The sequence below is a fragment of the Enterovibrio coralii genome, assembly GCF_001559595.1.
GTDB lineage: Bacteria > Pseudomonadota > Gammaproteobacteria > Enterobacterales > Vibrionaceae > Enterovibrio > Enterovibrio coralii.
The window spans coordinates 89,393-102,534 of the sequence record NZ_LNTY01000030.1; the positions used below are offsets into that span (position 1 = coordinate 89,393).

The following is a 13,142-nucleotide window of genomic DNA, read 5'->3' on the forward strand; positions in this document are numbered from 1 at the left end:
TGGCTACCCCTTCACAAGGACAGCAACACGATGGAAGGTGTTGTTCAGATAGCCTTTAGGGTTCCATGCAATCGCAAAAGGTTGCGACACGCCTTGGTCGTCCGTCGCTTTGGCCCACACCTCGTAATACCCAGGTTTTGGAAATTCGACATCCGCTGTGAAGGTCTGCCATGCGGCAGGATTGGCCGGTTCAGCCAGCTTGGCTTTTTGCCAAGTCGCACCAAAGTCGGAGGAAACCTCAACGGTCTTCACCGTTCTGTCGCCAGACCACGCGTGACCACGCACCGTCACGCTGTTGCCTGCGACTTCTGTGTTAGTGGCGGGAGACGTGATGAGCGACTTCACGGGCATACGTTCGATGATTTCAAAATCTTCTTTCGCTACTTTCTCGCCGGGTGCGACAGGACGATTAGGCACACGATAAGAGGTCCCCGTCATCTTAGGGCCATCATGCACTTGGTCTCGAACATCGATACGCGTCAGCCATTTTTGAGAGCATGAACCCGGCCAGCCGGGAACCACAAGACGCAAAGGCGCACCGTGCATTGGGTGAATAGGCTTGCCGTTTTGCTCAAACGCGATGAGGTTCTCGCCGCCCATGGCTTTTTCAATCGGAATACCGCGGGAGATGGGCAGTTTGCCTTCCTTGCCAGAAAGGTGCATGTCCGCACTGTAATGCGCGGTATATACGGCATTTTCTTTAACGCCTGCCGCTTTGAGCACATCGGCAAGACGAACACCTGTCCAGTTTGAACAGCCGACAGCACCATAGGTCCACTGGTTGCCTTTGGCTTTGGGTTCAAAGAAAGCGCGGCCGTTGCCGCCACATTCCACGACTAGCTGCTGCTCAACAACGTCAAACTTGTTCTTGAGGTCTTCAATGGACAGTGTCATGGGGTTATCAACTAAGCCACCAATTTCCAGCGTCCAGTTTTGTGGGTCAACATTGACAGGCGGAATGCCATTGTTGCGGATAAAGTGGCGATCTGTAGGGGTAATATCATCGTTGAGAAGGTGAGGCGGCGTTTCTGCATTCAAAGGTCTGTCATTGAGGACAATCAGGCCGTCTTTACCCGCAATCACGACATCATCTAACCCTTCGGCAAAAGCTGCTGGGATCATGCCAGCGGGCATGTTTCGATGAAACGGAATCGCACCACCCAACACCGCTGCCATGGTTGCAAGACCTGCTCCTTTTAAGAAACCTCGGCGGTCAGAATGGCTTTTTCGTCCAAACACCTTTTCATCCGCTGTGTCTGGTTGCGATTGGTAGATCTCGTAAATTCCCTTTTGCTCATTATCATTTTTCATGTCTATTCCCTTTCTCCTTGCCAACAGTGCGTGTTTTTAACGTGTGCGTAGAAAGCCTAGGTGCTTGAACAGGTAGACAGCTTTCTCTGCGTTGATATTGGTAAGCGATTTAGGGAGTGACGATGAAAGGGAAGGGTTAGATGCAAATGCCAGAAATTAAGTGCTTACTATGAAAGTAAGCACTTATGTACCTAAGTTTAAAATTGGGTTGGCATCCATTTTTCGACGATGAAAGTGTCGTCTGCGAGTGCGATATAACGCCACTTGTCGAAGGTCAGGCAAGGGTGAGAGGTGGAGAAAGCAAGCACGTCACCGACCTTGAGTTCGACATCGTCAGGGACATTCATGAACAAGTGCTGATCCATGATCGCAGTTGCCGCTAACCCTTTAACCGAGATGGGTTCTCCGTTTCGAAATCCACGTTCCACAATCGGCAGTCCTGCATCGTAAGAGGCGTCCCTTTTGCCAAGACCTATCACCGCTTTACCTTCTTCTGGCAAAGAGACGACATATGCCCAGACTTCAAGCGCATTGATCAGATCGCCACCTAAACTGCTGGCGACATTGGCACCGGATTTTGAGCGGTGCATGACTTTTTCTTGTGCGGTTTGATAGATGCCCGTGTCGTGGGTGAGGTAACAGCCGGGGCGGATCACCGCCAACAGATCTTGGTATTGTTGAAAGATATCCGATACAACGTCATACCATGCGGAACCCGCGCCAGTGAGCACGGCACGTTGGCTTTCGATAAGATCCATATCCTTTAAGGTTCGGCAAAAGCCAGCGGATTGATGGATGAAGTCTTTGACCTGCTGCTCGTCGTTTTCTCCGTGGATCACGCCTTCGTAAACTTCAACGCCTGCTAGCGCAATGCCGGGTAAGCCACGGATATACCTTGCCAATTCTTGAGCATCGGGGAGGGCGCGAATTCCGCAGCGGCCACCTTCGACGCCAAGCTCTATCAGTACATTGATTTTCTGACCGAGCGGCGCGAAGAAATCGGAAAGTTGTTTGGCGTTCAAAGCAGAATCTACGCTGCAATAGAAATTCACCGAGGCTCGACGTAATAGGTGTGAAACTGCCGCCATGTTTGCGCGCCCCACCAGTTGATTCGCCATGATGATGTTTTCAGCACCCGCTTCTGCTGCAACGTCTGCTTGAGGCGGTGTCGCAACCGTAATTCCCCAAGCACCTTCGGCCAATTGCTTCTGGAACAAGGCGGGTGTCATGGACGTTTTACCATGAGGGCACAACTCTACGTTATGCACTGTCGCAAAGCGTTGCATCCAGTCGGCGTTGTTATCCAGAGCTTTCTCGTAGATAACGGCGGCAGGCAGACTGATCTCTTCATTAATCAGGCTGTATTGACCGTCGTCTTTCGGTGTAATCCAAACACCTTTGGTACCAAGCGGCCAATTTCCGTGAACCCAAACCTGATAACTTTCATCCGCTTGTTGCTTCCCTTCACCCATTCTTTATTCTCCTAACATCCGATGTTGGTGATGATTTGAGTAAATGACTTTTGAGTGTAAGTAGTTGAATGTGGTCTCGCTAGCCATTCGTGTCAGGTTTCCGATCTCTATCATCCTGCTGAGTTGAATAAAAATCAGACAATATGCCGAGAAGAAATATGGACTTTGATTTCGTCATTCAGAGTGTCTCCGTCGTCGATGGCTCGGGAAATCCTGCTTTTCTAGCCGATGTGGCATTGTCGATGACAAGATTGCCGAGATAGAAAAGCCTCTTGCTTTAACGGGACGACAGGTATTCGACGGCACAGGTTTGGTGCTGGCTCCCGGTTTTATCGACGTTCATACCCATGATGATACCAACGTGATTCGTGAACCAATGTGCGAGCCAAAGATCAGCCAAGGCGTCACGACAGTGATCGTAGGTAATTGTGGGATCAGTGCCTCGCCAGCAACATTGGATGGCGAACCACCTGATCCGATGAACTTGCTTGGTCGTCGGCAAGACTTCCAATATCCCACTTTTCGCGCCTATGTAGATGCCGTGGAGTGCGCGAAGCCAGCGGTGAATGTGGCGGCACTCGTTGGTCACACGACGCTTCGCAACAATGTAATGAATGATTTGTTTCGCCCTGCCTTCGAGCAAGAAATCAGCAGTATGAAACAAACATTGGTTGAGGCACTGGAAGAAGGGGCACTCGGTTTGAGCAGCGGCCTTGCGTATGCTTCCGCGTTTGACGCGCCCAAAGAAGAACTCATGTCGCTGGTGGCAGAACTACACCCATATGACGGTATCTACACCACGCATTTGCGCTCTGAATTTGAGGCCATCTTGCATGCCATGCAGGAAGCCTATGAAACCGCCAAATCGGGTGATGTGCCTCTGGTGATTTCGCATTTGAAATGTGCGGGCGCAGGGAATTGGGGACGAATGACTTCCGTGCTCGCTGATCTGGATACCGCAGTAAAAAAGCAAGATATAGCCTGCGATTGCTATCCCTACACCGCAAGCTCATCCACCCTAGATTTGAATCAAGTTACTGATGAGATAGACATCTTTATCACGTGGTCGGAAGGCTTGCCTGATATGGCGGGTAAAACACTCAAAGACATTGCGAATACGCTCAACGTGTCGCTCCACGAAGCCGCGAGCCGTTTGCAACCAGCAGGTGCCGTGTACCACTGTATGGCGGATGACGATGTGGAAGCTGTGCTAAGCCACAGATTGTCCATGGTTGGTTCAGATGGCTTGCCGAATGACCCGCACCCTCATCCACGTTTGTGGGGCGCCTTTCCAAGGGTGTTAGGACATTATTGTCGCGAGAAAGAGCTGTTTGATTTAGAAACGGCGGTACACAAAATGACGGGCATGTCAGCGACGCGTTATGCACTGGCGAATCGCGGATTTATAAAAGCAGGACACTTTGCCGATTTAGTGCTGTTTAACCCTAAAACGGTCAAAGACACTGCCACGTTCAGTGCACCAAAACAGAAAGCGACGGGCATCGAAAGCGTTTGGGTGAACGGCGCATTGGCGTGGCACCAAGGACAACATACAGGACGTCGTGAAGGGCGATTCCTTAAACGAACAACCAAAGGAGAAGGGGTATGAGCATTAAACGATACGGCACAGAAGGCGGAACAGGAACCGGTGGACAACACTTACCGTTTGCGCGTGCCGTCGAGGCAGGCGGTTTTCTTTACGTGTCAGGGCAAACACCGATGACGGATGGTGAGGTGGTAGAAGGCGGTATTGTCGACCAATCACGCCTCGCGATCCAAAACTGTGTCGATATCATGGAAGAAGCAGGTTACGGCCTGGAAGATGTCGTTCACGTGAAAGTGGTGCTGACCGATTCTCGTTACTTCCAATCGTTCAACAAAGTGTTCAAAGAGTTTTTTGGTGCTCACCCGCCAGCCCGTATCTGCTTGGTGGCAGACTTGGTGGTGGATGTGAAAGTGGAAGTTGACGTGACTTGTTACCGCGAAGATCGCCGATAGTAACTCGATATGTCCCGATAATACTAATAATCACTGAGGCTTCCTGATGGGAGCCTCAGTGCGATTTTAAGGATTTTTCTGCCTCATCGGCAAACTTGGGCGAGCCAAAAAGATAACGAAGTCGTGTGCGAATCGGTGTTGGTTTGGTGGAAAGCGCTAACCCCAACATGGTACGCCATTGATGAAACGTCGCTGCGAAGGGATTCCAACTGTTTACAGGTTTTGGAATTCCGTAATCAATCGCTATCCCGTCTTTCTCTTCCACAAACGTGCCAAAGCATTTATCCCAAATGATCAGCACACCTGCAAAATTTCGGTCTATGTATTCTGGATTTCGCGCATGGTGAACCCGGTGATGTGACGGGGTATTGAAGACTTTTTCAATCCAACCCAGCTTTTTGACGATACGAGTGTGAACAAAAAATTGAAAACCAAGGTTCAGCGCGACAATTAACACGACCAAGGCGGGAGGAAACCCAATCAATATGAGCGGTGTCCAGAACAGCCACATACCGGAGATGGGGTAGGTCAGACTTTGGCGAAACGCCGTCGTAAAATTCATCCGTTCTGAGCTGTGATGAGCGATGTGAGATGCCCACAGCCAGTGGATATGGTGCGATGCGCGGTGGAACCAATAGTAGAAAAAGTCTTGGAGGATAAAGACAGCAAAAAAGGCCAAAGGTGTTAGTGAAATGTCGAGCAGGCGGAATTGATAGAGCCAAAGGAAAAACGGCATTAAGAGCAAAGTAGCGATAAGATCGGCTGCTTGATGAAATCCCGCCAAACTGAAATTGCAGACAATTTCTTTCAGCGAGTAATCGCTGTCGCCGCGCTTTTTTCAATATGCGGTATTCAACCAGCATACAGATGAAAAATAGCGGTGCGAGAAGGAGTAAAGTCAGTGCCTCCTGGCCAGATTCCATGGCGACTCCATCGGATGAGTTTTAATCAATATATCTCATCCGATGAGTGCTCTCAACGTGACGTGCTTTGATGCTTAATCGTTGTTAAGTTTCTTCATCGCCGCATCCCAAGGGTTTGCGGCGGCTTTCGGTGCTGCGCCACTGTGGAAAGTATCGATGTACAGCAGCTCTACTTTTTCACGCGCCCAAGGTGTTTTGCGCAGGAACTTCAGGCTGGATTTCACGGAAGGATCGTTGCGAAAGCAGTTGATGGCGACTTCTCTTGCCAGTGTTTCCCAGCCGTAATGATCAACCAATTCGTTGATGATTTGTTCGAGTTTGACGCCATGAAGCGGGTTGTTAGGTTGATCGTTCATAATACTGCTCAGCAATGAGGAATTTCAGGGCGACTGTGCCACAAGGTGCAAGAGGCATCAATATAAAAGGGAGCCTTAGGCTCCCTTTTCTGTATCAATAGCGATGATATTCGCCATTAGCGCATCGATAAACTTTGCTCGGTAAACTGGTTCATGCGCAGGCGTGTTTTGATGTCTTCACACGCACGCTGAATGCTGAACGTTTCTTCATCACTCATATGGAAAGACAAGGTGCCAGTAAAGCGCACGTCTTCACAGATATCTGCCAAGCCAATCAGGTCAGATACTTTTGCATCTTCAGGATCTTTCAGCAGTTTTTCGTGCTGCTTTTGGATTTGAATTGCGTAAATTTTGCTTGAGTAGGTAATAGAAGAAAGTGTCAGCGCAACCATTGCAAAGAACAACACCGCCGAGGCGATAACAACCGTTTTATTTTTCGACATATCGTTCAACATCCACAACTTGAGAATCTGTCTTTATTCGGAGGGAGAGGAGTCTACTCTTCTGGGCGTAAATTATGCAAGTAATAAAGCGATTACTAATTAATAACTAGAAATCTGTCATGTTTTTTGAGCATTTAATCAGTAATAAAAGAAATTTTTCTAACCTCATCACAAAAAACTCAGCAATATGCCGCGAACAAAGACAGTGTGCTTCAAGCTATGTAGAATGAGAATCAATATCAATTAGGTGTTCAAACTATGTGTGAAGTACTACTCATAGAGCGAATGGAAGCACCATGTGGTTGGGTGAAACAAGCGTTTGCCGCCAAAGGGTGTAAAGTCACAAGAGTGTTGCATGTTAACCAAGCCTTGTTAGCGATGCGCCAGACTCAGTTTGATCTTCTCGTTCTCGCTTATGAAGATACCCAAGCCTGTTTGAGTGATGTAGACAGAGTGAAAAGCCTGTCCGTTTTACCTCTGATGGTTTTGTTACCCGACATCGCCAACAAAGAGGAAACGTCCGTTGTTGGTACCTGTGTAGATTGCCTGGTTAGCGATGCGATTCCCCGTGAAATGTTATGGGTAGAAGCGCAGACTGCTTTGGCGAGCAAAATGGCCAGCTATTAGGCTTTTGATTTTGCTTCTTCTAAATTCCTGCAACTCTTTGATGTGAAGTAAGGAACGTCATCCCCTTCGATTTGATATTATATCCTTGCGAATAGCCTATTTGACGGGTGTTGCATAGGCACCTTTACTTTGCTTGGATACTGACTTAGTGGTTTGGGTAGCTGATGTATAAACTGCCTATTTTTTACACTGTAAATACAGATATAGCTTCAGAGATTCGGAACTTGAAAAACTTCATCACGATAATGGGCACAGTCGCGCTCATTGGCCTTCCCCTGTCAGTGCATGGCACCAGCATTGATAACGCTACCGCTATTGAAAGCAGTACGACAAAAGCTGGCGCAATTTCTCAGCAGAAAATCAATGAGAGTGACACACAGGCACAGCAAATGAAGGCGGAAATTGCACAGTTACAGGCGGAAGTCGACAACCTGACGGTTTACCGCGATCACTTGCAACGTTTGGTGGATGATCAAAACCGAGAAGCTGACAATCTCAAAATGCAACTTAGTGAGATAGGCCAAACGCGTGCAGGTTTAGTGCCGTTGATGTATCGAATGTTGGATGGACTGGATACTTGGATCTCTAATGACCTACCGCTAAAAGAAAAGACACGCCAAGAGCGACTCGCGGGACTCCAAACCTTGATGGGTCGAGCCGATGTGAGCGATGCGGAAAAAATTCGCCAAATTCTAGAAGCTTACCAAATTGAGGTCCACTACGGTGCCAACCTCGGCCTTTACCAAGACACCCTAGATTTCGGACAAGGCCCTCGTGTGGTGGATATCCTTCATTTGGGGCGTGTGTCGCTGGTGGCAAGGAGCCTTGATGGCAACACATTCTGGTTTTTTGACCGAAACACCAACAACTGGGAGCCTCTAGACCCTGAGCAAAATCCGACGCTTGAACGCGCCTTCCTTGTAGCCAAAGAGCGAGTGACGCCAGAATTGTTGACACTTCCTCTCTCTACCACGCTGAATGTGGAGGCGAGCCAATGAAACGTCTTCAATTAGCGGCTTTGCTTGCTGCATCAATGGTGCTTGCACCAAGCGCATCTGCTGCCAATTTGGTGAAAGAAACGCAGAGTGCACAAAAGGTTGCCGCGCAGCACAATGCAGAGCGCGAAGCTGGGTTTTATGCGAAAGAGCAATCGCTAGAAGCCAAACTTGCTGCACTCAAAGCGCAGCAAATACAGCTGGAAAACGAGACGACCGAGCTTAGCGAAACCTTTACGGACAACGAACAAACGCTTTCTGAATTGGAAGAAACGCTGCGCTTGGAAACGGGCAGTTTGGGTGAAGTATTTGGCGTTGTCAGGCAAGCTGCGCGTGAGCTTAATCTCTCCCGAGAAAATCGCCCGGTATCTATTGGTGATGACGCGTTAAATAATGCCTTATCAAAGGTCGAGGACGCCAAATCTCTGCCTTCGCTTGCAACACTCACCGCGCTTTGGGAAGGCACGGTGGATGAACTGAATAAAAGCGCAGAAATCGCTGACATCACGGTCAACACACGTGACACCCAAGGTTTAGTGAGTGATTCACCCGCCACGCGTTTAGGTAACATCGCGTTAGTGGACGACAATGGTTATCTCTCTTGGAACTCGACCACGCAACAAGCCACCCAATTTGCAAAAACGCCCGAAGGCGGCTTAACCCGTGCATCCATCGATAACGCCAAAGCGGGTGAACTTGTTATTCTTGACCCTACTTACGGTGTCTTGCTTGACCAGTTATCTTTGACCCCAACCTTATATGACCGCTTCGAACAAGGCGGCATCGTTGGCAAGATCATTACGGCCATATTGCTGATTGGTTTGGGCATCGCGTTGGTTCGTGGTCTTGTGTTGGTTAAGACTCGTATCGCCATGTCGAGCCAAATGAAAAAACCTGACCAGCCAGGCAACAACCCACTCGGCCGCGTTCTCAATGTTTATCACACCGAGCCAGACAGGTCTTTGGACACCCTTGAGCTTCGTCTGATGGAAACGATTTTGGATGAACAACAAGGCTTTGAAAAAGGCCTCTCCATGCTGAAACTGCTCGCAGCACTTGCACCTATGCTGGGGCTTTTGGGGACGGTAACCGGCATGATTGAAACCTTCCAAGTGATCACTCAATACGGCAATGGCGATCCGACTGTCATGGCGGGTGGTATTTCCATGGCTCTGGTTACTACCGTTATGGGGTTAGTGACTGCCATGCCGCTGCTGCTGGCGCATAACCTCCTGAGCACGCAGGCCGATACCCTTCGTGGCATGTTAGAAAAAGTCGGTGTCAGTTTGGTTGCAGAGCAGTCTGAAGCAGCAGACTCAGTGAAGATCACCAAGAGCGTCGCATGACAGAAATAAGCTATCTGGAAGCGAGCCAACCTTTATTCTGGTTGCCATCGCTAGAAGCATTCATGACACAAGGTGGCCCTGTTCTTTGGGTGTTACTGGTTGTGGCTGCACTCAGTTGGATTCTGGTCATCGAGCGTGTTTTGTATCTTTTGGTGTCCTATCCGAGAGCAAAACAAGCTTGGGTTGCACGTTGGGATGCGAGAAAAGATCATGCATCATGGGCGTCTAAGGCGTTACGTGATGGCTGGCTTTTTGAAGCGCATTTGCAGCTTTTCAGCAATCTGAATTTCATTAAAGGTTTAGTCGCCATTTGTCCGATGCTTGGATTAATGGGAACCGTAACAGGCATGATTTCAGTATTCGATGTCATGGCAACGGCAGGCTCTAACGAGCCACGCGCAATGGCTGCCGGTATCTCAATGGCAACACTACCAACACTTGCAGGCATGGTGATTGCCTTGGCAGGGCTGTTCGCCCATGCCCGATTGACGAAGGCGTGTGAACGCTGTGAAGCCTCTTTGGCTAAAGCAATGAGGATTCGAGGATGAGATTTCAACGCCAACAGAAAGTGCGTGAAGATGCGCAGATCGATTTAACCTCGATGCTGGATATCGTGTTTATCATGCTTATCTTCTTCATCGTCACCAGCTCTTTTGTGCGCGAGTCGGGGGTCGAAGTGAATCGTCCTTCCGCAGCGAACGCGTCGCCACAAAAAACGGTCAGCATTTACGTGGCAATCACGGCGACCAACGAGATCTACATCGATCAGCGTAAGGTTGATAAAGAGCGTGTTGAAGCGACGTTAGAACGTTTTAAATCAGAGCAACCAGACGCGTCTTTGGTGATTCAAGCTGATGAGCATGCGTATAACGGCAGTGTGGTTGCTGTGATTGATGCAGCGAAAAGTGCAGGTATTGAGAGTATCGCGCTGGCAGCGGAGCAAAAATAATGCTGCGTTGGCTGTTAGCACTCCCTGTGGCCGTCGTTTTTGTCGTCGGGTTATTCCTGCTGATGGCGACCATGGTTGGCCCAACGGATCTGTCGGATAAAACCGATAAGAGTACGTTAGCGTTTAACTTGGTGTTTTCTGAGCCTGAAACGGAAACCGAGCGCAAGGACAGAAAGCCGCCGCCAAAGCCTGAGCCGCCGAAAGAGCCTGCGGCCATGAAGGCAGTGTCCCCGCAAGTGACGCAGTCGGCCTCTGAGCCGCTAGAGATGGAGATTCCAGATATTTCGCTCGACCTGAGCGTGAGTGGCATCAGTATCGCTGCGCCTCAGATCGCTGATGTCCCCGTTTCTAAACCAAGCCCAGCCGTTGATCTTGGTCCCGTGGAGATTGCGGGCAATCAAAATGCCGTGCCCATTTCGCGCGTTGAAGCGGTTTATCCACCTAAAGCGTTACGACGTGGTATTGAAGGGTACGTGGTGATGGAATTTACCATCGACACCAAGGGTCGCCCGACAGACATCAAGGTGATCGAAGCGTCGCCGAAGCGCATGTTTGAGCGTAATGCATTGCGCGCACTTAAGCGTTTTCGCTATCAGCCGAAGATTGTCGATGGGGTTGCTCAAGCGCAGCCAGGACAAACCTTTAAGTACGAGTTTACATTGAGCAAATGATGATGAAACCGCTGTTATCCCGACTGGTATTGTCGCTTTCGCTCCTGTTTTTTATAGGGCAGGTGCATGCTGCTCAGCTATCCCAATCAACTGCAAACAGTGCCCTGAAAGCGTTTGAATATCAGGACAAAGAAGCGTGGCGGGAAGCGATAGGCGTTTTGGTGGCTGCAAGAACGCCAACGGACTACGACAAGGCCTATATCAGTCGTATGTTGGGTGTTATGTACTGGCAAGATAACCAGCCGACCAAAGCCATTGCCGCATTAGACAAAGCAGTAAAGCTAGATGCGCTTGAACCGGAAGCGCAGCGTGCGGCGAAACGTATGTTGGCAGATTTACTGATGACGCAGGCGAAATATAGTAAGGCGTTGCCACTGTATTACGCGTTGAGTAAGGACAAGGCGTTATCTCAGAAAGATCTCGCGCAAGTCTGGCTACGCATCGCGCAAGCTAACTACCAGCAGAACATTAACAATAAAGCGTTAGATGCGATAAACACGCACCTGAAACTGGCGTCGCCCAACGTTGGCTCATTGTCGCTCAAGCTTGGGGCCGAGATGCGTTTGAAGCGTTGGAAATCCACGCTTTCAACTCTCAAGCAACTCATTGCATTTGAACCAAACAAAAAAGCGTGGTGGCTGCAAATGGTCAGCAGCCATCAAAAGCTAAACAACGAAGAGGGCATGCTGAGTACGCTTGTACTTGCCGAGCGCAGCAACATTGCGCTAAACGCCTCTGAGAAACGCCTCATGGCGCAGTTGTATGCCAACGCAGGTGTACCTGAAAAAGCCGCTGCAATCTTAAGTGCGCTTAATCAGTCCTCGTCTGATAAAACATCATGGGTGATGGAAGCGTCGTACTGGCAACAGGCGAGGGAGTGGGACAAAGCGATAAAAGCATGGAAACGCGCGTCGACGCTGGATGCATCCCGTCTCTGGGTCGTCGCTCAACTTGAGATCCAACAAGGCTACTATGCCGATGCGTTGAAAACGCTTGAGCAAATCAAAGACCCAAGTAAAAAGGTTGATGTCGAACTTGCTCGCGTCAGAGCTTACGAAAAGTTAGAAGATTTCGACACAGCATTGCTACATGCCAAAAGGGCTCAGGAGTATGCACCGTCTGAACAAACTGAATCATGGATTCAGTACCTTACCAACAAACGCGCCAGCCAATAACATCATGCCCCACTAGGGGCATGTTTCTTTGTCATATTTCTCCGCACTTTTGTTATTGATATTTCTGCTACTAAAACCGTATTATCCGGCACTGGTTTGTTATTGATCGCATTTATGTGAAACAAGCCAGCAATCTCGCCATCTGCAAAAGGCCCGTTAAGGAAAACCCCATTTTGGCGCCAAATTGCGCCTTTGATAGAGAAGACCCTGAATGACGTTAGACCTCATCACAGAAATCCTTGGATGGACATCCGTTGCTTTTTACATCGGTATCACTATCTTCAACACCATGAAATTCACCCGCTTTGCAGCATTTGGCTCTGCGGCGAACGATACGATTTGGGCCTTCCTGATGGGTTGGTGGCCGAAAGTGATCCTGAACCTTTCTGTGGCTTCGCTAAACACTTACCGCTATGCAAAAGACTTCACTAACGCGCCAAAAGCGGTGATTGTGGGTTTGGGTGCGGTGATGGCAGCAGGTATCTCTTACATTGCTTATGTGGCAGTGACGGCGTTCCTTGCAGAGCCAACCTTGTCTGTGGCACTGCAATTTGCGGATCTGGGTATTATTCTGCTGGCACTGTACATGACAACCTTGTCTAACTATCGCAAACTGATGTTGTTGTCAGGTTTTGTCGGTATGGCGGCTTACTATGGCAACCCGCAAATGATGATCATCAAGGCGTTGGTGATCGGCATCATGACATTCAAACTGTTCTTCGATAAGTCGCAAACGGCGGAAACTGCAGAAGCGGCTTAATCAGCAAAACGAAATAAAAAGCGGCACTCGTCAAGAGAGCCGCTTTTTTTATGCGCAAATTTCAAAATTTTGAATGAAAATAGGTGCAACTGATTATTAACAAAAAAATCGCGTTA

The 13,142-nt window shown here is 49.1% G+C and carries 13 protein-coding genes and 2 pseudogenes; 10 read left to right on the forward strand and 5 right to left on the reverse strand.

All coding sequences use genetic code 11. The features are described 5' to 3' along the window. Positions 1–3: 3 nt before the first annotated feature. Positions 4–1,311, reverse strand: a complete 1,308-nt coding sequence (locus tag ATN88_RS09795; RefSeq protein ID WP_157490692.1) for a molybdopterin-dependent oxidoreductase — start codon at positions 1,309–1,311, stop codon at positions 4–6. Between the two features lie 197 nt (positions 1,312–1,508). After that, positions 1,509–2,783 carry an amino acid deaminase gene (locus ATN88_RS09800; RefSeq protein WP_067414834.1) on the reverse strand — a complete coding sequence of 425 codons (1,275 nt, stop codon included), beginning with the start codon at positions 2,781–2,783 and terminating at the stop codon, positions 1,509–1,511. Between the two features lie 158 nt (positions 2,784–2,941). On the opposite strand from ATN88_RS09800, the pseudogene ATN88_RS09805 reads away from it, so the two are divergent. Next, positions 2,942–4,392: pseudogene (locus ATN88_RS09805) on the forward strand (N-acyl-D-amino-acid deacylase family protein). Next, on the forward strand, positions 4,389–4,781 hold the full coding sequence (locus tag ATN88_RS09810) for a RidA family protein (protein WP_067414837.1): 393 nt from the start codon (positions 4,389–4,391) through the stop codon (positions 4,779–4,781). The pseudogene ATN88_RS09805 and the gene ATN88_RS09810 overlap by 4 nt, the downstream one beginning before the upstream one ends. Positions 4,782–4,836: 55 nt before the next feature. Here ATN88_RS09810 and ATN88_RS09815 read toward each other — a convergent pair. The 3 genes and pseudogenes from ATN88_RS09815 to ATN88_RS09825 form a co-directional block, all read right to left on the reverse strand. Continuing rightward, positions 4,837–5,704 (reverse strand): annotated as a pseudogene (locus tag ATN88_RS09815) (sterol desaturase family protein). 74 nt (positions 5,705–5,778) lie between these two features. Further along, positions 5,779–6,060: a VF530 family protein gene (locus ATN88_RS09820; protein WP_067414840.1), complete on the reverse strand. Its 282-nt coding sequence runs from the start codon at positions 6,058–6,060 to the stop codon at positions 5,779–5,781. 116 nt (positions 6,061–6,176) lie between these two features. After that, positions 6,177–6,503 carry a hypothetical protein gene (locus ATN88_RS09825; protein WP_198158361.1) on the reverse strand — a complete coding sequence of 109 codons (327 nt, stop codon included), beginning with the start codon at positions 6,501–6,503 and terminating at the stop codon, positions 6,177–6,179. A gap of 258 nt (positions 6,504–6,761) precedes the next feature. On the opposite strand from ATN88_RS09825, the gene ATN88_RS09830 reads away from it, so the two are divergent. The 8 genes from ATN88_RS09830 to ATN88_RS09865 all read left to right on the forward strand — a co-directional run bounded on the left by ATN88_RS09830 (position 6,762) and on the right by ATN88_RS09865 (position 13,026). Next, a complete protein-coding gene (locus ATN88_RS09830) occupies positions 6,762–7,130 on the forward strand; it encodes a DNA-binding response regulator (protein ID WP_157490693.1) in 369 nt (122 codons plus the stop codon). A 224-nt stretch (positions 7,131–7,354) separates the two neighbouring features. Next, positions 7,355–8,128, forward strand: a complete 774-nt coding sequence (locus tag ATN88_RS09835; protein ID WP_232313051.1) for a DUF3450 domain-containing protein — start codon at positions 7,355–7,357, stop codon at positions 8,126–8,128. Beyond that, positions 8,125–9,471 (forward strand): MotA/TolQ/ExbB proton channel family protein, encoded by a 1,347-nt coding sequence (locus ATN88_RS09840; protein ID WP_067414846.1) that lies wholly within the window; start codon positions 8,125–8,127, stop codon positions 9,469–9,471. The genes ATN88_RS09835 and ATN88_RS09840 overlap by 4 nt, the downstream gene beginning before the upstream one ends. After that, a complete protein-coding gene (locus tag ATN88_RS09845) occupies positions 9,468–10,019 on the forward strand; it encodes a MotA/TolQ/ExbB proton channel family protein (RefSeq protein WP_067414849.1) in 552 nt (183 codons plus the stop codon). The genes ATN88_RS09840 and ATN88_RS09845 overlap by 4 nt, the downstream gene beginning before the upstream one ends. Beyond that, complete coding sequence (locus ATN88_RS09850; RefSeq protein WP_067414852.1) at positions 10,016–10,420, forward strand: ExbD/TolR family protein; 405 nt, start codon at positions 10,016–10,018, stop codon at positions 10,418–10,420. The genes ATN88_RS09845 and ATN88_RS09850 overlap by 4 nt, the downstream gene beginning before the upstream one ends. After that, positions 10,420–11,091 carry an energy transducer TonB gene (locus ATN88_RS09855; RefSeq protein WP_067414855.1) on the forward strand — a complete coding sequence of 224 codons (672 nt, stop codon included), beginning with the start codon at positions 10,420–10,422 and terminating at the stop codon, positions 11,089–11,091. The genes ATN88_RS09850 and ATN88_RS09855 overlap by 1 nt, the downstream gene beginning before the upstream one ends. A 2-nt stretch (positions 11,092–11,093) precedes the next feature. Continuing rightward, positions 11,094–12,266 (forward strand): tetratricopeptide repeat protein, encoded by a 1,173-nt coding sequence (locus ATN88_RS09860; RefSeq protein ID WP_067414934.1) that lies wholly within the window; start codon positions 11,094–11,096, stop codon positions 12,264–12,266. Positions 12,267–12,477: 211 nt separating this feature from the next. Then, positions 12,478–13,026 carry a hypothetical protein gene (locus ATN88_RS09865; RefSeq protein WP_067414859.1) on the forward strand — a complete coding sequence of 183 codons (549 nt, stop codon included), beginning with the start codon at positions 12,478–12,480 and terminating at the stop codon, positions 13,024–13,026. The last annotated feature ends 116 nt before the right edge of the window (positions 13,027–13,142 follow it).